The 26,350-nt window shown below is 46.5% G+C and carries 18 protein-coding genes, 3 tRNA genes and 1 pseudogene; 6 read left to right on the top strand and 16 right to left on the bottom strand.

Annotated features, from left to right (window positions below):
- Positions 1–23 precede the first annotated feature (23 nt).
- Together ICE94_RS00650 and ICE94_RS00655 are read right to left on the bottom strand one after the other, a co-directional pair.
- Positions 24–3,419, bottom strand: coding sequence for an exodeoxyribonuclease V subunit beta (locus ICE94_RS00650; RefSeq protein WP_216147377.1), 3,396 nt, complete (start codon positions 3,417–3,419; stop codon positions 24–26).
- Positions 3,416–6,196 carry a PD-(D/E)XK nuclease family protein gene (locus tag ICE94_RS00655; protein WP_216147380.1) on the bottom strand — a complete coding sequence of 927 codons (2,781 nt, stop codon included), beginning with the start codon at positions 6,194–6,196 and terminating at the stop codon, positions 3,416–3,418. Before ICE94_RS00655 ends, ICE94_RS00650 begins: the two co-directional genes overlap by 4 nt.
- Positions 6,197–6,317: 121 nt before the next feature.
- On the opposite strand from ICE94_RS00655, the gene trxA reads away from it, so the two are divergent.
- From trxA to ICE94_RS00680, 5 genes are all read left to right on the top strand, one after another.
- Positions 6,318–6,644, top strand: coding sequence for a thioredoxin TrxA (gene trxA / locus ICE94_RS00660; RefSeq protein WP_216147383.1), 327 nt, complete (start codon positions 6,318–6,320; stop codon positions 6,642–6,644).
- 171 nt (positions 6,645–6,815) lie between these two features.
- Complete coding sequence (gene rho, locus ICE94_RS00665) at positions 6,816–8,078, top strand: transcription termination factor Rho (protein WP_216147386.1); 1,263 nt, start codon at positions 6,816–6,818, stop codon at positions 8,076–8,078.
- 189 nt (positions 8,079–8,267) lie between these two features.
- Positions 8,268–8,534 carry a type B 50S ribosomal protein L31 gene (locus ICE94_RS00670; RefSeq protein WP_216147389.1) on the top strand — a complete coding sequence of 89 codons (267 nt, stop codon included), beginning with the start codon at positions 8,268–8,270 and terminating at the stop codon, positions 8,532–8,534.
- Positions 8,535–8,604: 70 nt separating this feature from the next.
- Positions 8,605–10,341 carry a glycosyltransferase family 39 protein gene (locus tag ICE94_RS00675; protein WP_216147392.1) on the top strand — a complete coding sequence of 579 codons (1,737 nt, stop codon included), beginning with the start codon at positions 8,605–8,607 and terminating at the stop codon, positions 10,339–10,341.
- The gene (locus tag ICE94_RS00680) at positions 10,331–11,710 is read left to right on the top strand and encodes an MATE family efflux transporter (RefSeq protein ID WP_216147395.1); all 1,380 of its coding nucleotides are present in this window, start codon (positions 10,331–10,333) and stop codon (positions 11,708–11,710) included. Before ICE94_RS00675 ends, ICE94_RS00680 begins: the two co-directional genes overlap by 11 nt.
- Before the next feature lie 56 nt (positions 11,711–11,766).
- On the opposite strand, the gene ICE94_RS00685 is transcribed toward ICE94_RS00680, so the two are convergent.
- The 6 genes from ICE94_RS00685 to ICE94_RS00710 form a co-directional block, all read right to left on the bottom strand.
- On the bottom strand, positions 11,767–12,258 hold the full coding sequence (locus ICE94_RS00685) for a glycine zipper family protein (RefSeq protein ID WP_216147398.1): 492 nt from the start codon (positions 12,256–12,258) through the stop codon (positions 11,767–11,769).
- Between the two features lie 96 nt (positions 12,259–12,354).
- Positions 12,355–12,431, bottom strand: a tRNA-Asp gene (locus ICE94_RS00690).
- 9 nt (positions 12,432–12,440) lie between these two features.
- Positions 12,441–12,516, bottom strand: a tRNA-Glu gene (locus ICE94_RS00695).
- Between the two features lie 33 nt (positions 12,517–12,549).
- A tRNA-Ala gene (locus tag ICE94_RS00700) sits at positions 12,550–12,625 on the bottom strand.
- 46 nt (positions 12,626–12,671) lie between these two features.
- The gene (gene gltX, locus ICE94_RS00705; protein ID WP_216147400.1) at positions 12,672–14,075 is read right to left on the bottom strand and encodes a glutamate--tRNA ligase; all 1,404 of its coding nucleotides are present in this window, start codon (positions 14,073–14,075) and stop codon (positions 12,672–12,674) included.
- A 48-nt stretch (positions 14,076–14,123) separates the two neighbouring features.
- Entirely contained in the window at positions 14,124–15,341 is a 1,218-nt protein-coding gene (locus ICE94_RS00710) for a YbfB/YjiJ family MFS transporter (protein ID WP_370623762.1), read from the bottom strand.
- Between the two features lie 32 nt (positions 15,342–15,373).
- On the opposite strand from ICE94_RS00710, the gene ICE94_RS00715 reads away from it, so the two are divergent.
- Positions 15,374–16,351 carry an Hsp33 family molecular chaperone HslO gene (locus ICE94_RS00715; RefSeq protein ID WP_216147406.1) on the top strand — a complete coding sequence of 326 codons (978 nt, stop codon included), beginning with the start codon at positions 15,374–15,376 and terminating at the stop codon, positions 16,349–16,351.
- Between the two features lie 7 nt (positions 16,352–16,358).
- Here the strand turns inward: ICE94_RS00715 and ftsB are convergent, their stop codons facing one another.
- The 8 genes and pseudogenes from ftsB to ICE94_RS00755 all read right to left on the bottom strand — a co-directional run bounded on the left by ftsB (position 16,359) and on the right by ICE94_RS00755 (position 26,347).
- Positions 16,359–16,676, bottom strand: coding sequence for a cell division protein FtsB (ftsB, locus tag ICE94_RS00720; RefSeq protein ID WP_216859839.1), 318 nt, complete (start codon positions 16,674–16,676; stop codon positions 16,359–16,361).
- Between the two features lie 48 nt (positions 16,677–16,724).
- Complete coding sequence (eno, locus tag ICE94_RS00725; RefSeq protein ID WP_216147412.1) at positions 16,725–18,011, bottom strand: phosphopyruvate hydratase; 1,287 nt, start codon at positions 18,009–18,011, stop codon at positions 16,725–16,727.
- Between the two features lie 14 nt (positions 18,012–18,025).
- Positions 18,026–18,883, bottom strand: a complete 858-nt coding sequence (kdsA, locus tag ICE94_RS00730; RefSeq protein WP_216147415.1) for a 3-deoxy-8-phosphooctulonate synthase — start codon at positions 18,881–18,883, stop codon at positions 18,026–18,028.
- A 14-nt stretch (positions 18,884–18,897) separates the two neighbouring features.
- Positions 18,898–20,565, bottom strand: a complete 1,668-nt coding sequence (locus tag ICE94_RS00735) for a CTP synthase (RefSeq protein ID WP_216147418.1) — start codon at positions 20,563–20,565, stop codon at positions 18,898–18,900.
- 90 nt (positions 20,566–20,655) lie between these two features.
- Positions 20,656–21,372, bottom strand: a pseudogene (locus ICE94_RS00740) (peptidase); the annotation flags it as partial.
- Between the two features lie 11 nt (positions 21,373–21,383).
- A complete protein-coding gene (locus tag ICE94_RS00745; RefSeq protein ID WP_216147424.1) occupies positions 21,384–22,340 on the bottom strand; it encodes an alpha-E domain-containing protein in 957 nt (318 codons plus the stop codon).
- Between the two features lie 24 nt (positions 22,341–22,364).
- Positions 22,365–23,792, bottom strand: a complete 1,428-nt coding sequence (locus tag ICE94_RS00750) for a circularly permuted type 2 ATP-grasp protein (RefSeq protein WP_255539125.1) — start codon at positions 23,790–23,792, stop codon at positions 22,365–22,367.
- Positions 23,793–23,854: 62 nt separating this feature from the next.
- A complete protein-coding gene (locus ICE94_RS00755) occupies positions 23,855–26,347 on the bottom strand; it encodes a DNA internalization-related competence protein ComEC/Rec2 (protein ID WP_216147430.1) in 2,493 nt (830 codons plus the stop codon).
- Positions 26,348–26,350: the final 3 nt, after the last annotated feature.

Consider the following 26,350-nt stretch of genomic DNA (forward strand, 5'->3'; position numbering starts at 1 on the left):
CCCTAGCAATAGAGTATTGATCTTTATGTATGAGCATCTGGCCGCCACTCATAAGACTGCTGATCAGCCCCTAGTAGATAGACAAAAATAGGTTTATTCGACAAATCTCGGGTAATCACATCGTAATAACGACCCAACTGTTTCTCATACGTCTGCAACTCTGGACTACCCAGCGCAGGCACCGTCAACTTATAGTCTAGTAAATAGTAAGAATCCGAAAACTCAATCAAACGATCAATTCGGATTAACTGCCCCTGAGCATCGACAAAATCCCACTCTTCCCAAGAACGCAGATCATCATCACGACTCATGATTTTTTGCGCCATTGAGCCTTGTAAAAGTCGTCGCATAGCCTGATAGGCAGGCTCTCCATACTTTTTATCAATCGACAACCATGCCAAAAGAGACTCTAATTCTGGGATCTTGTCAGAACTTAACAACTTATAGCGCGCCAAATACTCAAGCATACGATGCATATGCGTACCAATCATCTGCTGTTGTCGTTGTAACTGAAAATCAAGCACTATCGGTGCTGGATCGATGATCCGCACTGGGCTCTGCGCTTTGAGCAAAATTGTGAAATCTTCAATACTCTGTGGTGCTTTGATTTCATCAGAGATTTCTATCTGACTACCCTGATTAGCCACGGGTAATTCATCTATACCCACAGCCGAGGCAATTTGATACCAACTACCATCTGTTAAACCGACTTCACCTTTATTGGCACAAGCACTCAAATAAAAACTACGCTTAGCCCGGGTCATTGCCACGTAGAGCAAATTCCAGCGCTCAAATTCAGCGATACGCTCCTCTTCAGATCTTAGTTGATCACGTAATGGGTCTTTACGCGCACTGGAATAGAAGGGAGTTAGATGCCGCGGGCCCAAATCCTGAGGGTACCATTGCATCAGTGTTCCAGTGTGGTCTTGATGGGTACGCTTCGTATTAGTATCGAGTAAAAACACGTAATCTGCCTCCAAACCCTTGGCTGCATGAATAGTCATGATTCTCACGCGTGAAGGTAACTCTAGTGGCTCATCGACATCTTCGGCAAAATCCTCATGAGCATCACCTTCATCAGGACTCTCCTGCTCAGCCCCACGCTTGATGATTCTTAACTCTTGTATGAATCGAGCCAAACTGGGATAACGACCCCCATCAATATCTAGAGCGAGTGACAAAAAGGCATCAAGGTTAGCCAACACTTTAGCCCGCAGTAGAGGACTACAAGCCTGTGCATATTTTTGCCTCAATTGAGCCTCAAAGTAGATGCGATCGAGCAGATCATGTACCGGCAGGAACTGAGCTAGATGACGCCAAGCTGTTAATTGCTCGTAAATAGGACCTTGGTGCGCTTCTAAATAGCTCCATAAATGATCTATATCAGCTTGGCGCATCTCAAGATGAGCAGCAGTCAACTGTTCTGTAGACCACGCATAAATCGGGGAGCGTAAAACCTGCGCCAGAGCCAAATTATTTTTCGGGCTGAGCAATACAGTCAGTAAAGCGATTAAATCGTCAGCCTCTAGGGTTTTTAATAAGCCCCCTTGATTAGCCCCATCATGAGGAATTTTTAACTCACGAAAAGCTTGTTGAATCCTAGCAAGATGTGTACGGCTACGAACTAAAACTAGGACATCTTCCCATGCAACACCCTCATTACGCCGCAAGCCGAGAATGACCTGACCTACTTGAAAAGCTTCTTCATACGTCTGCATAAGACGGATCTGATTCGGTCGGCTACAAGCTTCTAGTAGAACCTGGCGATGCTCGAGAGTCTCTAATTCTGGATAGGGAATCAAAGGTAAACGAAGGAATTTCCCATCTACTGCATGAGCATCCGGATGCCTTGACTGGGCCTGGAACGGATATCCCTCAGGCAAGACACTCGCTTGAAAAATTTGATTTACTCCCGCAAGGACAGCATCACTATTGCGGCGCGTAACATTCAAAGGTAAATAGCTAGCTTCGTAGTGCTCACAGAGATACTCTTTGGCCGCCTGGAAAAGCCGGACATCAGCCCGCCTAAATCGATAAATAGACTGCTTAGGATCTCCCACCAAAAATACTTTAGGTCGATTCTGTTCAGCCCCTTCATAAGCATCTAGCCAAGCAAGCAAGATTTGCCATTGCAAGGGGTTGGTATCCTGAAATTCATCGATCAAAAGATGCCGATAATGTGCATCCAAGCGCGCTTGGATATAGGGCCCCACGTCTGCTCGTAACATCATTTCTGCAGCATAGGCCTCTAAATCAGAAAACTCCTGCACACGCAATGCCTCTTTTTGAGCTTGGTAGTGTCTTAACAAATCCTGACCAACGATGCTCCAAGACTTCGTCACTTCAATGAGATTTTGTGCGGCATACCAAGAATGGTAAAACTGCAAAACCTCACCCCAACCCTGCCTAGCATCTTTTATCGCCGCAATCATGGCAGCGCCATCAGTTCTGGCCTGCAAGACCTTCTCTAACTCTTTGGTGACTTTATTTTGCTTAGGCTCAAAAGTCTTGGCGTCTAAAAACGCAAAGTGCAGAGCCTTCGCTATCACGGGACTAGGAGCTCCATCCTTAAATAATCGGATACCTTCACTGATCGCTGCAGCAAATTCTCTTTCTCGCACACTACCCTGTGCAAAGAACTTTTCTAACTGAATTAAATTTTGCAATTCCTGCGGGTCTGAGAGATGCTTGATCAATGGATCTAATTTATTTAACCAAACCGAGTCCGCCCCATCAAATAAAAACTCTTCAAGATCTCTAGCCTGGCTCTGCGCCATCTTGAGCAAACGGCGCCACTCGGCCTTCATCGATAAAAAACCACCCTTACCGAACAGCAATTGATTCGCCTGACCATCATTGAGGCGCATAACCAAATCTTCATAAGCCAGGCGCACAGCGGCTTTATCCTCAGTCATCAATAATGACCACCAATCCTCTGTACACTCTTGCTGCAAGCGCTGTGCATCTTGTCTTAAACGTAAGCCTTGGACCACCCCGGCGCTCAAAGGCGCGCCTGAAATCAACTTAGCAAACCAACCATGGAATGTATCAATCGTCACACCACGCGGATCTGATAAGACCACTTCAAATAATTCACGTGCTCGAGGCATTGCCATGAAAGCCTCTTCAGAAGACATACCTCGAGAGACCAACTCACGCACCAAAGACGCATCATCCATCACAGCAAATTCGCGCAACCATTGATTAAGACGCGCACGCATCTCTTCAGCTGCTTTACGCGTAAAAGTGATGGCCAAGATTTCACTAGGGGATATGCCCGCCAGTAATAAACGAACAATCCTAGAAACTAAGAGCCAAGTTTTACCGCTACCGGCGCAGGCCTCAACCACCACCGAACACAGTGGATCACAAGCTCGCTGCGTCATCGCTTGCGTTGATAAGTGGGTCGTAGAGCTCATGACCACATTCCCTTGCGACATACCCCACGCGCCTCACAATACTGACAAATCGAATCGGGTGCATGGGCGAGTAACTGGCCCCCTTCGACTACAGCGTTAATATCAGCCTGTAACTGCATATAGGTTTCATCCATAGCACTGCGCCACTCTGCTACAGGTATAGCACCAGTCGCCTCTTTCAGAGACACCCAGGCTGCCTCATGCACAGGCTTTTCTGACAGAGAGGGGTCGCAAGCCAAAGCTAAACCGTAGATAGCTAGCTGAGGATCATCTCTGAAATATTTTTGACGGTTTTTAATATTTCCAGACTTGCTAAATTTGTAGTCGAGGACGGATAACTCGTGCGCCTGGTTTTCATCGATACGATCAATAAATCCGTGCACACGAATGCTGCCTTTGCTATGAGGTAATGAGAATTCCACATAACGTTCAGCATCTAAAAATTGCCAACCCTCAGCCTCTCGCGCCAGTTGCCAACTGATCCACGATGGAATTTGGTTACGCCAAGCAATCCATGTCGCTAGCCAACGGCCATCGGCGCTCAACAAGGGCGCAAATGCATCTTCCGAAAATTGTTTTAAACGCTCAATCAATAGTGACTGGCGATCTACCCTCTGAATAGGTTGGGTCTTCAGACTATGATAGAAGTCACGTAATATTTGATGTAAAACTTGTCCTACAACGCTCAAATCTACTTCTTGATCTAGATCGCCACGGTTTTTTAGCCGCAATATTTTTTCAACAAAATATCGATAGGGACACTCACGTAACAAACGATAGGCACTCGGACTAATCGATTCAGGAATCAAAGCATCATTGACCATATGGGCACTTGCCATGCCTTGAGGCATAGGCGAGATTGGAACCCACTCTAGACTGGCGGATCGGTCTAACTCTGCCAGGCGCTCTTTGTATAGGCGTTGCAACCAAGGCGCAGGCTGCCAATCCTCGCCTGCAGCACCTTTGGCTTGCCATAACATGGTCCATGTGGGATGAGAAATCATCAGTTCATTCAGGTCTCGCGCCTGTTGAGCAAACTCATCTTCGATGGTTTTTGCACCAATCAACTGTCGCAAACGATTCGAAAAAAACATCGGCGCCTCATTGATCGATGGCAGATGGCTTTGATCACACCCGACCATCACCCAAGCATCAAAACGTCTCAAACGTGCCGCACTCAGCGGGATCATCCTCACGGTAAATTCCGCGATGCCGGGTTCTTCAACATAACTACCCTCTTCGCAGCGATTGGATACCAAGCCCAAAAATTCGGCTAAGGACAGAGGCTGAGTCAGCAAGTCGCCTAACTCACTGAGCTGATCTAATAACTGATGTCCAGCAGCATCTTTTTCATAGGCTTGTAGTAAACCCATCTGCTGCCATTGCTCATGCCAGAGGGCATACCATTGAGCACCCGTACGTCGGGGGGCAGCACACCAATTTTTTAAATACTTTTCTATACCTTGTAAGATTTTCCAGATGGGCTGATCTTGATCTACCTGAGCACGCATCAAGGCAGCAAACATAGGCGCCCAACCCAGCTTGACATCCTGACGTAAACATTCATCTTCAAAAAACTCAAGAGCTAGTTGAGCCTCTTCAACACTCAAACCCCATAATGACCAGTCGATATAGGGGTTGTTTAAAAAATCAATCAGGTCAATGGTTTTGGGCCCTTGTTGTGCCATACGCGCCATGTTCAGCCAGGCCATCAAAGTAGCAGCACTGCGCGTTGTCGATAACTTCCAACCCGTTTCATCTTCCACCCTGACCGTCGAGCCCAAACGCGCCAACAAGGCGCGGGCACGACGTGCAACCAAGCGGTCTTGCGCAACCAGGGCTAATTCATGATGCCCCGCCAGCATGTACTCTTGCAAGCGTTGCACGGCTAGCCCCGCGGCCTGTTCGAAGTTCCTTGCCTTGACGATTTGACGCTGGGCGGTCTCTTTAAAAAATTGCTCACGGTTATGTTGCACGTTCTGAGCATGATGCCCCTGAGTCAAACCGTCCTGATCACGATCCCTTAAACACTCCTCCCATAAAGCTATGGCTGAATAGTCATAAACCACTTCCATGACGGGGTGACGTTGAGCGATCGATTCCAACATGCTGCGATAGCTCTGCATGAATCCTTTAGATCCAAGACCACTCCTAATAAAGATCGTGGAGCCGGCATGATGATTAGCTCGATATCGCATTGCATAACGTAAGCGAACCGGCCAATCACTCGGCGTGGTCATAAACCGCCAAAATGACAGCAAAAGATCAACCTCTAAACCAAGTGCTTGCTTGGCCAAACCACTATAAACCTCATCAATAACCAGACGTAGCGAATCTTCTGATGGCTCTAAGGCTTCATTCAGACATGCATCGCTTAATAGATCACAGCTAGTCACTATGCTCTGCGCTAATTGCCACCGCGCGGCCTCCGATTGCCCGACTAGCATCTTTCTTAAATCCGCTCGTTCTGCGAGCATTTGATAAACATCAATAATGCGTTGTAAATCTGTTTTGGTCGCAGGCAGGTCCCTTAACTGTGGAGTCTCTAAGAGCCACTCGGTTAAGCCTTGCACACGAGGCATAAAAAGTAAGTCAGGCTGCAAAGTAGCTGGTCTTTGTCTAGCCAAAGCCTGCCTCAGGCCCATGGCCGGCCCAGAAGTCCAAAGCACCACCTCGGGTGTGGATTCAGTTTCCTGAATGACCCCCCAAATCTCACTGGCTAGCGCATCCAAAGCCTGTGCGGACGGGTTAAGTAGAGATTGGCGTATCAAGTTCATGACTTATTCAATGCAGAAGGTCTAGCTTATTGATAATATATTGCTTATTGGTACATATATTTGATAACCAATAAAAATAAGGTTTAAACCTACAGGACAACATCATAAGGATTAAAACGCTATGAGCGAAGCAATTAAATACGTATCTGATGCATCTTTTGAGCAAGATGTTTTGAAATCAGACAAACCAGTTCTAGTCGACTTTTGGGCTGAATGGTGTGGTCCTTGCAAAATGATTGCCCCGATCTTAGATGAGGTGGCCAAAGAATATGGCGACAAGGTACAAATTGCCAAGATGAATGTGGATGAAAACCAAGCCATCCCTGCACAATTTGGTATTCGCGGCATTCCCACACTCATCCTCTTCAAAAACGGCACCGTAGCAGCACAAAAAGTCGGTGCTTTGGCCAAATCACAATTAACAGCATTTCTAGATAGCAATATCTAAACCCAATAAAGGCTCACTAGGTGAGCCTTTATTTTTTTCTAATTTCTATATTCATTGAATACTTGACGCACAATCTGTAATCAGGTGTAGAATTCAGTTTCAAATCAACCCAACGTTCTGTTGAGTTCTCTTCCAGTCAATTTCTTTCATTAGGCACTCGCCCCAAAAAATATGCATCTAACCGAACTTAAAGCACTTCATGTATCCGCCCTCCTCGAAATGGCTGCGGGTTTAGAAATCGAAAACACCCAACGTATGCGCAAACAAGAATTGATGTTTGCCATCCTTAAAAAACGCGCCAAAGGTGGCGAAACCATCTTCGGTGACGGTGTATTAGAAGTTCTGCCTGATGGCTTTGGCTTTTTGAGATCGCCAGAATCATCGTATTTGGCATCACCTGACGATATCTATATCTCTCCTGCACAAATCAGACGCTTTAATCTTCATACCGGGGACGCCATTGAGGGTGAAGTCAGAACGCCTAAAGAGGGAGAGCGTTACTTTGCTTTAGTCAAAGTAGACAAAATTAATGGTATTCCTCCTGATGCGATCAAAAACCGCATCATGTTTGATAACCTAACGCCTTTACACCCTGATCGCCCCATGCTTTTGGAGCGCGATATTAAGGCCGAAGAAAATCTAACCGGCCGCATTATTGACATGATTTCACCTATTGGTTTTGGCCAACGCGCCTTGATTGTGGCGTCGCCCAAATCAGGTAAAACAGTCATGATGCAGCATATTGCTCATGCAATTTCTGCCAACCATCCAGATGCAATTTTGATTGTTCTTCTCGTCGATGAGCGTCCAGAAGAAGTGACCGAGATGCAACGTTCTGTTCGTGGCGAAGTGGTCGCATCCACATTTGATGAGCCCGCAGTCCGTCACGTCCAAGTCGCGGAGATGGTGATTGAAAAGGCAAAACGTCTTGTTGAAATGAAAAAAGATGTAATTATTCTTCTGGACTCCATCACCCGCTTAGCACGTGCATACAACACCGTCGTGCCTTCATCAGGTAAGGTTTTATCGGGTGGTGTGGATGCGAACGCTCTACAAAGACCGAAGCGCTTCTTTGGTGCCGCACGTAATATCGAAGAAGGCGGTTCACTCACCATTATCGCTACTGCCCTGATTGAAACCGGTAGTCGTATGGATGACTTGATCTATGAAGAATTCAAGGGCACCGGCAATATGGAAGTTCACTTAGAACGTCGCTTAGCCGAACGTCGCGTCTATCCTGCGATCAACCTCAATAAATCAGGTACGCGCCGTGAAGAGTTGCTGATCAAACCCGATTTACTCCAAAAGATCTGGGTATTGCGCAAGCTGATCTCCGACATGGATGAAATCGAAGCGATGAACTTCATTGTGGATAAGCTCAAGAGTACCAAAAATAATGCTGAGTTCTTTGAACTCATGCGCCGCGGCGGATAAACTCCTCTAGCCCAGCCATCACTTATAAGCCTATATTTTTATAGACTTTTTTTTGCGGGCTGGGTGGTCTATCTGCCTTAGGCTCAGAATTGGACTTTGGGAGAGGGTTTTTGCTATAATCCCCTTTTTAATCAGGCAAGTACTATCTTATTGAATCGATAGATAGCGGCTACCTCCAGCGAGGAAATTATGAAACCAGGCATTCATCCAGATTACCGTGAAGTTGTTTTTGTTGATGTATCGAACAACTTCAGCTTTAAAACACGCTCAACCATTTTGACCAAAGAAACTATTAAGTGGGAAGATGGTCAAGAGTACCCATTGGCTAAGATTGAAACTTCTTCTGAATCACACCCCTTCTACACAGGTACACAGAAGATCATGGATACGGCTGGTCGCGTTGAAAAATTCCGCCAAAAGTTTGGTACCAAAGCGGGCGCAAAAAAGACAGCTTAATTACCAAGAGGTTTTGGATCAAAAGGCAGCCTTCGCTGCCTTTTTTTCTTGAAAGATTACACTTATCCCTATGCCGGCAATACGACTGACCGCTGCTGCGACATCTACCATGCCTCGCTACCTCTTGGTAGCCATCACCGCTATCTATGGGCTGATTGGTTTATTTGGTCGCGACCCATGGAAAACTGATGATGCGGTTGGCTTTGGCATGATGTGGCATCTAGTCAACAGCCCACTAGAACAGTGGGTCTTACCCCATCTTGAGGGTCGCTACGAAATCGTCACCGGCCCCCTACCTTACTGGCTAGGCGCCTTATTCATCGAATTATTCGGTGGCTTATTGGGCGCTCACCCTGCATCTGGTTTGTATTCAGCGTTTTGCTTCTTCTTAAGTTGCGCTGCACTTTGGCACGCCAGCTATCTTTTAGGTCGCCGCAAAGAGGTACAACCTGTCGCCTTTGCCTTGGGCGGTCAACCAGAGCCGAAAGATTATGGCCGCACACTCGCTGATAGCGCACTGATGATCTTTTTGGCATGCGTGGGCCTCACTCTCAAAGTACATGAAACCACACCGGCCTTAGCGCAATTATTGGGCATTTCCATGGTTTTATACGGAACTGTCCGTGGCCTGGATATGCCATCACAAGGGGGCTTTTGGACTGGTCTCGGATTAGCCGTTATCGGCTTATCAGGTCCACTTTGGCTTCTGTTTTTTGTCTTATTAGGTCTTTTAGTATCTGTCCTATTGTGCGAAATAAAATCACACCAGCGCTGGCTGTTGATGACATGCCTGATTGCCTTGGGTGGCTTAAGTGTTTGGCCTCTCAGTTGGCTTATGGCTGGTTTATCCTCAGAGCAAATGAGCCTCATCATGCAAGCTTGGTGGGGCTCTGAAAATTTTCAATCGCTACCCTCACAGAGTTCTTTGGGCTTTGTGGCTCGAAATTTAATTCTCTTTAGCTGGCCAGTTTGGCCCCTAGCCATTTGGAGTTTGGGCTACTGGCGTCAAGGTGCCAATTATCCGTTGGGTGGAATTCGCAACCCTCACATGGCTTTAACGCTGGGTCTACTTGTCTTTTTATTTTTTTACCAAATCTTCCAAGTCGTCCCCAGCGACCAAAGTTTTTCTTTAGTCATTCCACCTATGGTGATTTTGGCTTGCTTTAGTCTACCTATCATCAAGCGTAGTGTGATTAGCTTTATCGATTGGTTTGCCCTACTAACATTTACGATTGTGGGCGTTTTTATTTGGGTCATGTGGTTTGCAATGATGACTCAAACCCCAGCCTCTCTGGCAAGAAATATCGCTAAAAAGGTACCGGGTTTTGTTCCTGAATTGAGTTGGCTTGGACTCCTCGTAGCAATTATTGCGACCTTACTTTGGCTTGCTATTGTTCGTTGGCGCACCTCTCGTGCCCCCAAAGCAATCTGGCGTGCAGTAGTTATCTCAGCTGCTGGCACTACTTTGACTTGGGTATTACTGATGACTCTGTGGTTACCAACAATTAACTACGCTAAAACTTATCGACAGGTTGCAGAGCGTCTAGTGAAAGCGACTCCTCATGACTATCGCTGCATCAATACGACTCATCTTGGAGACGGTCAGTTAGCCTCATTTAACTACTTTACCGATCTACGTTTAAAAGATGATGCGAACTGTGATCTCTGGTTGGGCAATCGCCCAGGAGCATCAAAGGCACGTGCCGAACAGTTAGGTTTAAGAATTGAATTAATCTGGGAAGATCGGCGCGTCAGCGATCGCAGTGAACGCCTCAGGTTGTATCGAGTCGTTGGCTATGATCGCTAGACTTCAACGTGATGTACCACGCATATTTTCATTAGCTGGGCCACTGCTGATCGGTCAGCTAGCTGTGATTGCTTTTGGCGTCATCGATACGGCCATGGTCGCACGTTATTCCGCAGATGACTTAGCTGCCCTAGCCATGGGTACCTCCATTTTTATCAGTATCTACGTGGGCTTAACCGGCGTTGTATCGGCCTTAGCCCCGATTGCAGGACAGTTATTTGGTGCCAAGCGCCATAGTGAAATTGGTGAGGAAATACGCCAAGCTTGGTGGCTGTCAATGCTACTCAGTGCATTAGGTATTTTGGTCTTCCTAAATCCTGGATGGCTACTAGCCATCGCCAATACGAGCCCTGAAGTAGAAGCAAAAGCGCGCCTGTATTTACAAATCATTGCCTGGGGGCTGCCCGCTAGTATGGCAATGCGAGTCTTAGTTGCCTTTCATAATGCCATCTCAAAACCAGCCGTGATTACTTGGCTACAAATCGGTGGTTTAGTCCTCAAAATCCCGCTCAACGCACTCTTCATCTATGGAGCTTGGGGTATAGATAGCATGGGCGGGCCCGGTTGTGCTCTAGCGACCGTGATTGTGAATTGGTTATGGTTCATTGCTGCCGCCTTGATCGTCTATCGGGGTCAGCATTACAGAATTTTTGGCGTATATGCCCATTGGAGCGCCCCGAATGGTCACCGCATTTGGACTTTGCTGAAATTAGGTACACCGATTGGTCTGAGCTATTTGATCGAGGTGACCTCATTTGCATTTATGGCGCTCTTCATTGCACGCCTAGGCACAGAAACATTGGCAGCCCACCAAATTGTTGCGAATTTGGGTACGGTGCTCTACATGCTGCCACTCTCACTATCTATTGCCACCTCGACCTTAGTTGCTCAGTCAATTGGGGCTGATCAACCTCGCCTGGCCAAGGAAATTGGCTACTCATCCTTGGTTTTTACAACGGGTTTATGCGTTTCAGTAGGTATTGGCATATGGTTCTTGCGTTATCTTTTATTGGATTTGTATTCGCCGCCTGAGGACGTAAAAACTGTAGCATTACCGCTCTTTTTATTTATTGCTTTTTACCAGGTCTTTGATGCCTTACAAGTGACAGCTGCATTTATTTTGCGAGGCTATCGGGTGGCATTTTGGCCGATGTGGATTTACGCCATCTCATTATGGGGTGTCGGTTTAGGCGGTGGCTATATGCTTGGCTTTAATGTCTTAGGTCATGTACCCGAGATGATCCAAGGTGCTCAAGGTTTTTGGCTAGCCAATAGTATGAGCTTAGGGCTTGCGGCGATTTGCCTGATTGTCTTATTTCGAAAAACAGCTCAGCGCTTCGAAAAAGAACATCCTCCGGTCACAACCTAAAGCCAGATGATCATTAGATTAAAAAGGCTGTTGCAAAACAGCCTTTTTCTTGATGGTTATTTACTTGGTTTTGGTGGCGTTGGTTCAGTAGATTTCTGAATGGCATAACCAGGGACTTGGTTCCCTTTGCTATACATACATTGCTGATAAGCAATATCATAGCGACGCTGTAATTCTGCTGCTGTCTCATTACCCTTCATCGCACCAACTGCTGCACCACCGACCATACCCACAGCAGCACCTGTGCCTGCATCTTTAGAACTACCCCCTTGCGCAATCGAACCGGCAATCGCGCCCAAGGCAGCGCCCACAACCGCAGTTTTGGCAGCATTAGCCGCAGTCACTTGATCAGTCGTCGTGCCCACTGCGTTTTGAGCATAGCTACGACATTCTTGATCATCCTTTTGAAAGACATCAAAAGGCTTCCCTGGAGCTGGCATAACAGCAATACTGGGCGTCAACGGTGTCGAGGCACAGCCTACTAGACCCATCATCAAGCTAGCCGCGGTCAATAAAGAGATTTTTTGCTTTAAGGAATGAATTTTCATAGCTTCTCCAATGTTTACTAAGCATACAACGCTCAACACAACAAAATGCTGACAAAAAATAAAAAAGCCCTTGTGGTTTAAACAAGGGCTTTTTGTTGGCGGAGCGGACGGGGCTCGAACCCGCGACCCCCGGCGTGACAGGCCGGTATTCTAACCAACTGAACTACCGCTCCAGTTGACTTTGGCGTCCCCACGGGGATTCGAACCCCGGTACCCACCGTGAAAGGGTGGTGTCCTAGGCCTCTAGACGATGGGGACCCTGGACTTTACTGCGTTTGATGCTTTAGCAACTGGTGGAGCTAAGCGGGATCGAACCGCTGACCTCTTGCATGCCATGCAAGCGCTCTCCCAGCTGAGCTATAGCCCCTTAATGTTTGATCTTACAAGAAGCTCAAGCAATCAAGACTGCTATTCTACCCTATTTTTAGGCAATTTTGCAATCTGGCCAAGGTCTCTTTTTTACCCATCAAAGCCATCACCGCATCAATTGCAGGGGTCTGTGTCGTGGCAAACAACGCATACCGAATCGGCATGGCTAGAGCTGGCATTTTAAGACCGTGCTGACTTAAGGTTTCTTTCATGGCTGCTGCAATCGCTGGCTGAGTCCCATCAGAGGCTTCGAACCTTTGCATAAATTCCTGTAGAGCAGGAATCACTTCAGGCTTCAGATGGGTCGCTAATTGAGCAGCATCATGAGAAATGTTTTTTTGATAAAAAAGCTGCGCACCCTCAGCAATTTCAATCAAAGTATTCGCGCGGTCTTTGAGTAATTTGACCACCCCAACCCAATCAGGTCCCTGGTGATACTCAATGCCCAATTGCTTGGCAAACGGTTCTACACGCTGAGCTAAGTCCACGGGATCAGCATGCTGAATATAGTGGTGATTCAACCATAGTAATTTTTCAGGGTTATGTTGCGCAGGTGATTTGCCTAGATGATCAAGATCAAACCAAGCAACAAACTGTTCCTGTGTAAATACCTCAGCATCCCCGTGTGACCAACCCAAGCGCGCTAGATAATTGAGAACTGCCTCAGGCATATATCCACCACGCTCATAATCACGCACACTCATGGCGCCGTTACGCTTACTCATTTTTTCACCTTGCTCATTCAGCACCGTGGGCAAGTGCGCATATACCGGCGGTATACCTCCGAGCGCTTTAAGAATATTGATTTGGCGTGGGGTATTGTTGACATGATCATCACCCCGAATCACATGGGTAATCTTCATATCCAAATCATCAACCACAACACAAAAGTTGTAAGTCGGTGTACCGTCAGGTCGGGCAATCACTAGATCATCGAGCTCTTCATTAGAAATCTCAATACGACCTTTTACGGCATCATCCCAAACCACACTGCCTGAGAGCGGATTTTTAAAACGAATTACTGGCTGAATATCTGCGGGGATGGGTGGCAGAGTTTTCCCTGCCTCAGGACGCCATAGACCGTTGTATCTGGGCTTCTCTTTATTAGCCATCTGCGCCTCACGCAGAGCATTAAGTTCAACCTCACTCATATAACAAGGGTACGCCAAACCCTCCTGCAGCATTTGGGCAATCACAGTACGGTAGCGCTCCATGCGCTGCATTTGATAGAACGGCCCCTCATCAATATCCAACCCCAACCAGCGCATACCTTCAATAATGACATCAACCGCTTCCTGGCTGGAACGCTCTTGATCTGTATCCTCAATCCTGAGAATAAATTGGCCACCCATTTTGCGAGCGAACGCCCAAGGGTATAAGGCACTACGAAGATTTCCCAAATGAATAAAGCCCGTGGGACTGGGGGCAAAACGTGTTCTAACTGTCATAGCTCGTATTATCGCATTACCTAAAGGGCAAGCCTGAATGCCATCAGTTCACGAGTGATGCGGCAAAAGACTTTTTTGCAAGATGGCAATAGCCCCGCCAATTAATAAGGCGATGCTTGATAAAAGTAAGCCGAACTCTAGACCGCCTTGACCATCTGAAATCCAGCCTACTACAGTGGGGCCTAAGACTTGACCGATGGCAAAAATACTCGTGAAAGCAGTGATGCCAGCAACCCACTCGCTTGCCGGTAAGTTATGCTTAACAAAGGCAGTCGTAGAGGCAACCGCTGAGAGAAAGACTGCTCCGAATATGATGCCTGATAAAAAGATGAGTCCTAGCACTAGTGAATTTAATGACAGCTCCTGCATAGCAATCACCGCTGGAATTAATGATGCACAGCCTAATAAGGTATTCAATATGGCCAGTGATTGACCACCGCGGTAGCGATCAAGTAAACCCGCCCAAATACGAGAAGAAAACATCACGGCTAAGCCAAGCACTCCATAAAACACATACAAAGTTAGCTCATCGATACCCAGTTGTTTGAGTAAGGCAACCACAAAAGTCATATAACCGATATACCCGACACCAAACATGAAATATCCCATCAACATAAAAACATAACTCATCAAGGGCGCATGCGCTTGACCAGCAGCTTTAGCAGGCACAGTGGGGATTGAAGCAACAGGACGGGTAACAAATATGGTTAAAACAAAACATAACAAACCTAGGGCATACCAGGAACCTTGCCATATATGAGACCACTGATGCACCTGACCATAAGCTTGTACCCCTGGCACCAAAACACTCGATAACAAAATACCTAAGCCCGGTCCACCATAAAAAATACCCAATATGAGTCCTGATTGTTGGCTATGTAGTTGTCCTAACTGAGCAGCTAGAACACCTCCAGAGACAAAAATCCAAGCACTAGCTATTCCGGCAAGAACCCGATATGTAAAGAGTAAGGTCGCATCATCGGTCGTACCTGATAAAAAGATAAAAAATCCCGTAATAAGACAGGCTACGATAAAAAATCGTGATGCAGACATACGTCTCATCATGGCTGGTGAACTCATTGCGCCAATAAAATAGCCTAAGGCATTTGCGGTATTCATGGTGCCCGCAATGAGATAAGACCAATTCAGATCATCTCGCATGAGTGGCAGTAATAAGGCATAAGAAAAACGTGCCAAACCTAAGGCAATGGCGGAGCCTAGCGCTAATGCTATAGCTGTTAAATAAGGATGCTGTTTAGCAAACACGATGGTTTTCAAAAACTTTCTACAATAGCGCTATGACAAATACCACGACTCAAGATCAACTGCAGGTCTTTATTTTTGACAGCTGCCCCGTACGAGGCGAAATTGTGAGCATTTCAGAAAGCTGGCAAACCATTTTAGCCCGTAAAAGCTACCCTGCTCCAGTCAGACAATTACTAGGAGACTTAGTCGCTGCCGGAGTTCTATTAAGCGGCACCCTAAAATTTAATGGCAGCTTAATCATTCAAGCACAAGGACATGGCCCCATCCAACTTCTAGTGATGGAATGTAATGCTGATCTGAGTATGCGCGCTACTGCTAAGTTTGACGAGAATTACAACTGGGCATCCCAGAGTGATTATTCTTTGAAGGAGCTTCTCAACCCACAGGGTGGCGGTCAACTAGTGATCACGCTCGACCCCGCAGACCGACAGCCCGGTCAGCAACCCTATCAAGGTATTGTGGCATTGCACGATGGTCATGAAGCAGTAAAGAGTATCGCGCAAGCCATCATGCTTTACATGAAGAACTCAGAACAATTAGATACACGTATCTGGCTAGCCAGTGATGAGCGTAGCTGTGGGGGCTTGCTCATACAGCGACTCCCCGACCATGGCGGTCAGCAACAGATAGATGCCAACCTAACAGAAGAATCCTGGCAACGTCTTCAAGCCCTCTCTGATACCGTGAGCCATGCTGAACTACTGACGATCGCACCCAAAGATCTGATGAGACGCTTGTTCTTGGAAGAATCCCACCATCACGGTGTCAGAAGTTTTGATCCTCGCAACATTCGGTTTGCGTGTCGCTGCTCACGCCTGAAGGTCGCTGATATGTTGAAGATGCTAGGCGAATTGGAAATTAACTCAATCCTCGATGAACAAGGTCAAGTGGAATCACGTTGCGAGTTTTGTGGTCAAAACTACTTATTTGATGCAGTCGATTGCAAGCAAGTATTTAGCGCTGCCAATTTGACTGATGGTATTGCTCGCCCACCAGAAGCAAAACAATAATTTTGAGTTAGCGAGCTGTTGTTGGATTTCCGCCAGCATTACCAGAGGTCGAGTCTGTACTAGGATTCGCCTTCTTGTTGGGAACCACTTGAATAAAGATTTCTTTATCTTTAATCATGCCGTGCTCCATACGGGCACGCTCCTCGATCGCTTTTGTACCCTCTTTGAGATCTTTAACCTCACCGGCAAGCTTTGCATTACGTGCAGCCAGGGCATCATTCTTATCTAATTGCTTATTCACTTGCTGGTCAAGCTCATAGACTCTCAACCAACCCCCTTTACCCAACCAAAGAGGATATTGAATCAAAGCTAGGAGAATCAACATGCCATATACAAAGATACGCACTCGATTCTCCCCAGATCTTCTGAATGTTTATTTACGTAAGTTATAGAAAGTTGACTTACCCGGATAACTTGCCACATCACCCAGATCTTCTTCAATACGAATCAACTGATTGTATTTGGCAATACGATCCGAGCGTGACAAGGAACCGGTCTTAATTTGACCCGCATTCGTGCCCACAGCAATATCAGCAATGGTGCTATCTTCAGTCTCGCCAGAACGATGTGAGATGACAGCGGTGTAATTGGCACGCTTAGCCATTTCAATTGCTGCAAAGGTTTCGGTCAAAGTACCAATCTGATTGATCTTAATGAGGATAGAGTTAGCAATACCCTTATCAATCCCTTCTCTGAGAATCTTTGTATTGGTCACAAATAAATCATCGCCAACCAACTGAATCTTCTGTCCCAATTTCTGTGTCAAAGTAGCCCAGCCATCCCAGTCGCCCTCATGCATACCATCTTCGATAGAAACGATCGGATACTTATCCGCTAAATTAGCTAGATAGTCAGCAAACTCGCTAGAACTCAATTGCAAACCTTCACCAGAGAGTTGGTATTTTCCGTCTTTGTAGAATTCGCTGGCAGCACAATCAAGCGCCAATAAAACATCTTCACCAGGACGGTAACCCGCCTTTTCAATTGCTTGCAATATGGTGTTTAGACACTCTTCATTGCTCTTAAAGTTAGGAGCAAAACCACCCTCATCACCAACCGAAGTTGGCATATTTTGATCATGAATAATCTTCTTTAGTGCGTGGAAAATTTCGGCTCCACAACGCAAGGCTTCACGGAAACTGTTCATGCTCACTGGCATGATCATAAATTCTTGAATATCTAAACTGTTATTCGCATGTGCGCCGCCATTGACGATATTCATCATCGGTACGGGTAACTGCATAGCCCCTGAGCCGCCAAAATAACGATATAGAGGTAAACCTGCCTCTTCAGCAGCGGCACGTGCAACAGCCATAGAGACCGCCAATGTGGCATTGGCTCCTAAGCGTGCTTTGTTATCTGTGCCATCTAAATCAATCAGGGTGCGGTCTAAAAACGCTTGCTCACTGGCATCAAGACCCATCACCGCTTCAGCAATCTCAGTATTGATATTTTCTACAGCCTTCAGAACACCTTTACCTAGATAGCGATTCGCCTCGCCATCACGCAACTCAATGGCCTCACGTGAGCCAGTCGATGCACCGGATGGCACTGCGGCACGACCCATCACACCGGACTCTAACAATACATCACACTCTACTGTCGGATTGCCACGTGAATCTAGCACCTCACGACCAATAATATCTACGATTGCACTCATGAATACTCCCTCAATTACTTAAAATCTTGTTCGAGATAAGCTTGGCCTTGCTTAATGATGTCATCAATAGCAACCAGACTAGTCAATAACTCTTTCATACGACTTAATGGCACAGCATTCGGACCATCAGACATCGCCTTACTTGGATTAGGATGTGTTTCCATAAATAGGCCACTGACACCCACGGCGACAGCTGCACGAGACAAAACAGGTACAAACTCTCTTTGCCCGCCACTACTTGTGCCTTGCCCACCGGGTAACTGTACGGAATGAGTTGCATCAAATACCACCGGCGCATTGGTTTCACGCATGATGGCCAAACTACGCATATCGGATACGAGATTGTTGTAACCAAACGATGCACCTCGCTCACAAGCCATAAAGTTATCTTCGGGCAAGCCCACCTCTTTGGCTGCTGCTCTTGCCTTATCAATCACGTTTTTCATATCACCCGGGGCTAGAAATTGCCCCTTCTTAATATTCACTGGCTTACCGCTTTGTGCACAGGCTCTGATGAAGTCCGTTTGACGACATAAAAAAGCTGGGGTTTGAATGACATCAACCACTGCGCAGACTGGTTTAATTTCATCGATCTCGTGCACATCAGTCAATACAGGAACGCCAATTTGCTTTTTCACTGTAGCCAAAATTTCCAGGCCCTTTTCCATACCCAAGCCACGGAATGAAGAGCCTGATGAACGATTTGCCTTATCAAAGGATGACTTATATATAAAAGGAATACCCAAAGCGTGAGTGATTTCCTTGAGTTGACCTGCTGTATCTAATGCCATTTGCTCAGACTCAATGACACAGGTTCCAGCAATCAAAAAGAATCGATGATTGAGACCAATTTCAAAATCACATAGCTTCATACTATCCTCCTCATTTAAGCCAAGGCCGAGGCTTTAGTAGCTACACCTTTGTGAGCTAAGGCTGCACGGATATAGGCAGAAAATAATGGGTGGCCATCTCTTGGGGTCGATGTGAATTCAGGATGAAACTGAACCCCAAAAAACCAAGGATGTACTGTCTGCGGCAACTCCATCATTTCCGGTAAAGATTCATTCGGTGTGCGCGCAGAAATCACTAAACCCGCCTGCTCTAATTTAGGTACGTAGACATTATTGACTTCGTATCGATGGCGATGACGCTCATTGACTTCGGCACCGTAAATGGCAGATGCCAAGGTATCTTGCTTAATTGGGCAACGCTGCGAACCTAAACGCATGGTGCCACCGAGGTCAGACGCAGCATCGCGTCGCTCAACCTGACCTTCACGATCCATCCACTCAGTAATCAGCGCTACTACAGGATGAGGGCCATCAGGTTCAAATTCAGTACTATTAGCACCGCTTAAGCCCGCTACATGACGAGCAAACTCAATCACTGCGAGCTGCATACCGAGGCATATACCTAGGTAAGGAATCTTATTCTCTCGGGCATAGCGAATGGCAGCGATCTTACCTTCTGTGCCACGCTTACCAAAACCCCCAGGAACCAAAATAGCGTCGAGTTTTTGCAAACTACTGAGGTCACCATTCTCAAGATTTTCAGAATCTATATAGCGAATAGTCACTTGAGTTTGGTTGTGTATACCCGCATGACGCAAGGCTTCGATCAAAGATTTATACGATTCAGTTAAATCAACGTATTTACCGACCATACCAATAACAACTTCATGGCTCGGATTCTCAAGACGATGGACCAAATCATCCCAAACTGCTAAGTTGGCTGGCTTGGGTTGAATGCGTAACTCTTGGCAAATTAAATCATCCAAACCTTGCTCATGAAGCATTTTGGGAATCTTGTAAATCGTATCAACATCCCATACAGAAATAACGGCTTGTTCACGAACATTTGCAAAAAGCGAAATCTTGGCGCGCTCATCATCCGGAATAGGACGATCAGCACGGCACAATAAAGCCGTAGGCAGAATACCAATCTCTCTGAGTTTCTGTACGGAGTGTTGGGTTGGCTTCGTTTTGAGTTCACCGGCACTAGCGATATAGGGCACCAGGGTTAAATGTACAAAAGCACAGTCTCCAGCAGGCAAGCGCAAGCTCATCTGTCGGGCAGCTTCCAAGAACGGTAAAGACTCAATATCACCAACCGTACCACCGATTTCGCAAATCGCAATATCTGCCTGACCATCATGACTGGCTTTGGCACCCCGCTCCACAAAAGCTTGGATTTCATTAGTGATATGCGGAATTACCTGCACGGTTTTGCCTAAATACTCACCTCGACGCTCTTTACGAATCACAGACTCATAAATTTGGCCCGTCGTAAAGTTATTGCTCTTGCGCATTTTGGCGCTAACAAAGCGCTCATAATGACCGAGGTCAAGATCCGTTTCGGCACCATCCTCAGTAACAAAGACTTCACCATGTTGAAACGGGCTCATCGTGCCTGGATCAACGTTGATGTATGGGTCTAATTTTAAGAGGGTGACTTTGAGGCCGCGCGATTCGAGAATGGCGGCTAATGAGGCGGCTGCGATACCCTTCCCTAAGGAAGAAACCACACCACCAGTGACAAAGATGAATTTGGTCATCGCATCTACTAAGTGGGTAATACTGAATTATACCGATACCCAAAAAGTTTGCGCAAAAAATGCGATTTTCGCTATAAAACCAAGTACTTACCAGACTGGGTCGTCAATCTCAGCAAAGATCTGACGCAAACGCTTGCCCCAGATCTCGTGAATCATTTTGAAGTATTCGTTTTTTTCATCAATCACCATCAAATGACTCGCTGCTAACTCATCTTTGGGATAAATCAGCATATCCAAGGGCAAACCGACTGAAATATTGGATTTAATCGTGGAGTCCATTGAAATTAATGCGCACTTAGCGGCCTCCTTTAAGGGGGTACTGCGTGTGATAACGCGATCTAAGATAGGTTTACCGTATTTCGCCTCACCAATCTGAAAGTATGGAGTTTCAGCAGTCACCTCAATGAAATTACCTGCTGAATAAATCTGATAGATCGTAGGCGCTTGTCCTTGAATCTGGCCACCAAAAATCAAACTAATATTGAATTCAATACCTGACTTCTTGAGCTCTTCAGCATCTCGGTCTCGCACCTTGCGTACCGCATCCCCTACCACTTGAGCAGCGTCAAATAAGTTATCAACATTCCAAATGCTAGGCGAATCAGGCTCCGGATGATTCAGATAATGCTTGACTGCCTGAGTAATCGCCAGATTACCTGCTGACATGAGCGCCATCATGCGCTCACCTGGCTTTTGAAAGATAGTCATCTTACGATAATTGGACACGGCATCTACACCGGCATTGGTGCGACTATCTGCTAAAAAAACAAGCCCTTCATCTAGGCTAATGGCAACACAATATGTCATAGTGGGCTCGATTATGCGGCTATTTCTAAGGGAAGCAAGAAATCTCGACTAATACCACCGCCAACCGCGTTAATTCTTTCCAGAAAATGCGTTAAGAAACGATGCAAATTCTGCTCAAGGATTTCGTCAATATTGGTGTCACGTAATTCTGCTAGCAGATTACGAGCCTGTGTAATTGTCTTTGCCGACTGCGCATTCCTCACCTTAACCAATAAATCGACCACTTCATTGACACAAGCCACTAGAGATCTTGGCATATCTGAGCGCAGAATCAGTAACTCAGCAACACGCTCCGGTGTAATGACGTCTCGATATACCTTACGGTAAGTTTCAAAGGCAGAGACTGAACGTAAGATGGCTGCCCAATAATAAAAGTCATCCACAGGGTCATTGCCCTGTTCACGTAAGTGCTCGGCGGTTAATGACTTCACATCCAGTAAGCGCGCAGTGTTATCAGCACGCTCCAAAAAAGTCCCCAAACGAATGAAGTAATACACCTCATCTCGCACCATCGTGCCATGTTGCACCCCACGCGTCTGATGCGAACGGAATTTAACCCATTCGAAAAATTCTGCAGGGGCCGTCTCTAATATGCCGGCACGAATCTTCTTTTGCGCTTCAAGCCAAGTGGTATTAATCGTCTCCCATAATTCTGTCGTCATGGAGCCTCGAACCGCACGAGCATTCTCGCGCGCAGCCTGAAGACAACACATGATGGATGAGGGATTTTGCATATCATCCACCATAAAATGAATCACATCGGCCGGCGTCATCAGAGTGTACTTAGCATCAAAGACCTGCGCTAATTCAGAAATCTCTAATAGTGAACGCCACGCTTGCTGTGCGACATCCGCAGACTGAGGTAACAATGACATCTGATAGTTCACATCAAGCATACGGGCTGTGTTTTCAGCACGCTCGGTATAACGCGACATCCAATAAAGATGATCGGCCGTTCTTGATAACATCTTGCTCTCCTCTATCTATTTTTATTAATGTTCTAAAACCCAGGTGTCTTTAGTGCCACCACCCTGGGATGAATTAACAACCAATGAACCTTCTTTTAGCGCGACCCGGGTTAAGCCTCCTGGCGCCATGCGTACATCCTTACCCGATAGAACAAACGGTCGTAAATCGATATGGCGCGGTGCCACTCCCGACTCTACAAAGGTTGGACAAGTTGATAAGGCTAAGGTCGGCTGAGCAATATAGCCCTGCGGATTAGCCTTCACACGTTCTTTAAAGTCAGCGATTTCAGCTTGAGTTGCAGCAGGTCCCACCAACATGCCATAACCACCAGCACCATGAACCTCTTTGACCACGAGCTCAGCCATATTGGCTAATACATAGGACAAGTCATTAGGCTTGCGACACATGTATGTCGGGACGTTAGCGATCATAGGATCTTCGTCAAGATAGAAGCGAATCATATCGGGCACATAGGGGTAAATCGATTTGTCATCTGCCACCCCTGTACCAATCGCGTTACATATCGCCACATTTCCGGCACGATAGGCCCTTAAAAGACCATAAGCACCCAATACTGAGTCACTACGAAATGCTTCGGGATCTAAAAAGTCATCATCAACGCGGCGATAAATGACATCTACACGACTCGGTCCTTGCGTAGTGCGCATATAGACAAGATCATCTTGTATGAAGAGGTCCTTGCCTTCGACTAATTCAACTCCCATCTGCTGAGCTAAAAAGGCGTGCTCAAAATAAGCAGAGTTATACATACCCGGGGTTAAGACGACGACCTTAGGGTTGATTCGCCCCGCTGGTGCAGCCTGCCTGAGTGTCTCTAGTAGCAAATCAGGGTAATGGGTCACTGGAGCGACCCGGTACTGGGCAAATAGTTCTGGGAAAAGACGCATCATCATTTTGCGGTTTTCCAACATATAGGAGACCCCTGAGGGGACTCGTAAGTTATCCTCTAAAACAAAAAACTCACCCTCTTGCTCACCATGCGTGGCACGCACAATGTCAATCCCAGCGATATGCGCATAAATATTCATGGGGATATTGACCCCCAACATCTCTGGGCGAAACTGCGCATTTTTTAGAACTTGGTCTGCAGGGATCACCCCTGCCTTCAAGATATGCTGCTCATGATAGACATCATGCAAAAACATATTGAGTGCCGTAACTCGCTGACGCAGCCCTTTTTCTAGGCGACTCCACTCGGCAGCCTGAAAAATACGCGGCACGATATCAAATGGAATGGTGCGCTCGGTTCCCCCACCATCACCGTACACAGCGAAGGTAATGCCCACACGACGAAAAACTAAATCAGCTTCTTCACGGCGCGCATGCAGATAGGCATCTCCTTGCTGACTTAACCATTGAGAAAATTGTTTGTAATGGGGCCGCGCTATTGCTTGATTTTTAAAGTCCCTTGAGTATTCATCATGAATCATCTCATCAAAAGGTAAGGCTCTTTCAGCAACCATCATCATTTACTCCCGCAGCTATTTTTTTATTAGCGATGCCAGATACGACGAACTTCCTCTCGCCAATCAGTTCGGTATCCCTTCTCTTTACCCAAATGCCAGATCTGCGCTCCTGTATGAATGGTTTGCAAAACCGGAATATCTCGCTCGATATAGCGCCCCATAACTTGTGTATTAGGGTGCCGATAACGATTTCTATATCCCGCCTGCACAATCGCCCAGCTCGGAGATAGAGCATCCAAAAAGTGAGATGTGGAAGAAGTAGCACTGCCATGGTGCGGTACAAGCAATATTGATGCCAGTTGCTTTGAATCCTTATATTCATTAGAGATAATTGCTTCACCTCCTCGCTCTACATCACCTGTTAGCCAAACAGAAAAACTCTGATTACTCACTTCAATGACACAACTCAGTGCATTGGGCTTACCAAAATGGTGCATGCTATTGAATCTCATATCAGCATAGGGATGCCAGACCTTAAACCGAATACCATCCCAAAACCATTCTTGACCTGCTTGGCATGTCAAGGCAGGTATCGATAGGCCTTGTGCTCTTTGCAAAACATAATGATGTGCCGGTAAAGTGCCATGTAAATCAGCGAATCGAATACTATCCATCAAGCTGAGTGCACCACCAACATGATCCGTGTCTTTATGGCTAATTGCCAAACGGTCAATTTCCTTAATACCTCGAGCCCTCAGGTATGGCAGGATATGACGCTCACCTGCATTATTGCTCGGTGATGTCTTAGGCCCTGTGTCATATAAAAGACGATGCTTGGCAGTCTCAATGAGCACAGCGGTACCTTGACCAATATCAAAAACAATCATGCGAAATTCACCCGGTACGATGAGATCATCTGCAGGAATGCAAATACAAGACAGTAGAACCATGCCTACAGCACGGGGGCGCCATGTGCTGAGTAATCTTCCCGGCGCAACCAAGAAATAAACCCCGACCAGAGATAGACCCATACCCCATAAACTCGGAGCAAAACTATAAAAAAGAGCTCCGGGCAGATTGGCCATCGGTTTTAAACACCATGCCACCCACTCCATGACAGTATGAGCTAACCATAGACAGGGTCTTGCTAATAACTCTGGCAAGATAGCTCCTAACATCGCGAATGGTGTGACTAGATAACTGATTAATGGAATGGCTACAGCGTTGGCTAAGGGTGAAATCAAAGACACCTGATAAAACCAATACAAGGTCGTTGGAATCAAAGCCAAGGTCACCACTGCCTGAACACGCGTAGCGTCCCTGCAAGAGTCTTTCAATTTCTGCCAAGTCCCTAGCTTGATTTGTCCATATTCTGAAGTGGCGTCAACATTTGGCATCGCGTACAAAATGGCTGCAACCGCACCAAAAGATAACCAAAAGCCTGGGGTATACACCGCCCATGGATCTTGCAGTAGAACTAAGAATAAGGCCCACCACCAAATATCAAAAGCGCGCGTTATTCTGCCAAACCATGCCGCGTAAGCGACCACTCCGACCATATAGGTGGTGCGTTGTGCTGGAATCTGAAAACCTGCCAAAAATGTATAAAACAAGGCGAAACCTAAACCTGCCAAGGCAGCTACTCGGGGTGTGGCACACAGAAGAGGTAAATTTCCGCGGCTCCATAATCTTTTTGCAAAGCCTGAGGCCAAACCGGCCAACATAGTCACATGCAAACCTGAAATAGAAATTAAATGACCAATCCCTGTTGCATTAAAGATGCGCCAGTCTTCCTGTGCAATGGCGTTTTGCTCACCCATCACTAAAGCAATCAACACACCTACATAAGCAGCTCCTTCTGGCGCAAGATTGCGAATCCGGTCTCTTAACCACCAGCGCATGTATTCAATCACTGATGTAAAACTCCAAATAAAGTCTTGCTCTAATTTTGGCTTCCAAGATAAATCTAACCCCTTGGCGTAAGCCTTCACAGAACCTTGAGCCCCCAAATGATTGGCAAACATCCAGCGTTCAAAATCAAAACCGTAGGGATTCATTAAGCCATGAGGACGCTTGAGCTGAACAGGCAACTGCCATAATTGACCAGGAATAATGTCGGGAGGCGACTCGTGGCCTCGCCAAGGTGGATGCCAAGCTAGAGCTAGCTGGTCTGGAAAATGCTGAAACGCTTCTGGCGGACAATCAAGTACGCTAGGTAACTCGATCTGATGGACTCGCAAGACAAATCGGGTCGATCGATCTTTTTCACTGGGTAGTGAATTTACATGCCCTCTGAGCAAGAGATCTTGCCCCTCCAAACAAGGGTGCAAAACCTGCTCAACTCGAGCGACACTGAGACTCCATACCCACACAAAACCCAGGCCAAGCAAGAAAGTGACTCTCAGGAATTTACGAAGATAAGGATGTCGTCTTAATAAGATCCACTCAACAATCAGTAGAAGCAAGATGCCTAAGAAAAATAAACTCAGCAACACAGGCTGAGTCCAGCGAGTCGGTAACTCACTTAAAAATAAAAAAAGTAACTCCCCGGCAATAAATGCCGCAAATATCAAACGCAAATA

The sequence above is a fragment of the Polynucleobacter sp. MWH-Loch1C5 genome, from assembly GCF_018881775.1.
GTDB lineage: Bacteria > Pseudomonadota > Gammaproteobacteria > Burkholderiales > Burkholderiaceae > Polynucleobacter.

Bases quoted from the DNA above. Each gene is read 5' to 3' on its own strand.
- ICE94_RS00650 (WP_216147377.1), bottom strand. From the start codon at position 3,419: ATGAGCTCTACGACCCACTTATCAACGCAAGCGATGACGCAGCGAGCT.
- ICE94_RS00655 (WP_216147380.1), bottom strand. From the start codon at position 6,196: ATGAACTTGATACGCCAATCTCTACTTAACCCGTCCGCACAGGCTTTG.
- trxA (WP_216147383.1), top strand. From the start codon at position 6,318: ATGAGCGAAGCAATTAAATACGTATCTGATGCATCTTTTGAGCAAGAT.
- rho (WP_216147386.1), top strand. From the start codon at position 6,816: ATGCATCTAACCGAACTTAAAGCACTTCATGTATCCGCCCTCCTCGAA.
- ICE94_RS00670 (WP_216147389.1), top strand. From the start codon at position 8,268: ATGAAACCAGGCATTCATCCAGATTACCGTGAAGTTGTTTTTGTTGAT.
- ICE94_RS00675 (WP_216147392.1), top strand. From the start codon at position 8,605: ATGCCGGCAATACGACTGACCGCTGCTGCGACATCTACCATGCCTCGC.
- ICE94_RS00680 (WP_216147395.1), top strand. From the start codon at position 10,331: ATGATCGCTAGACTTCAACGTGATGTACCACGCATATTTTCATTAGCT.
- ICE94_RS00685 (WP_216147398.1), bottom strand. From the start codon at position 12,258: ATGAAAATTCATTCCTTAAAGCAAAAAATCTCTTTATTGACCGCGGCT.
- gltX (WP_216147400.1), bottom strand. From the start codon at position 14,075: ATGACAGTTAGAACACGTTTTGCCCCCAGTCCCACGGGCTTTATTCAT.
- ICE94_RS00715 (WP_216147406.1), top strand. From the start codon at position 15,374: ATGACAAATACCACGACTCAAGATCAACTGCAGGTCTTTATTTTTGAC.
- ftsB (WP_216859839.1), bottom strand. From the start codon at position 16,676: ATGTTGATTCTCCTAGCTTTGATTCAATATCCTCTTTGGTTGGGTAAA.
- eno (WP_216147412.1), bottom strand. From the start codon at position 18,011: ATGAGTGCAATCGTAGATATTATTGGTCGTGAGGTGCTAGATTCACGT.
- kdsA (WP_216147415.1), bottom strand. From the start codon at position 18,883: ATGAAGCTATGTGATTTTGAAATTGGTCTCAATCATCGATTCTTTTTG.
- ICE94_RS00735 (WP_216147418.1), bottom strand. From the start codon at position 20,565: ATGACCAAATTCATCTTTGTCACTGGTGGTGTGGTTTCTTCCTTAGGG.
- ICE94_RS00745 (WP_216147424.1), bottom strand. From the start codon at position 22,340: ATGTTATCAAGAACGGCCGATCATCTTTATTGGATGTCGCGTTATACC.
- ICE94_RS00750 (WP_255539125.1), bottom strand. From the start codon at position 23,792: ATGATTCATGATGAATACTCAAGGGACTTTAAAAATCAAGCAATAGCG.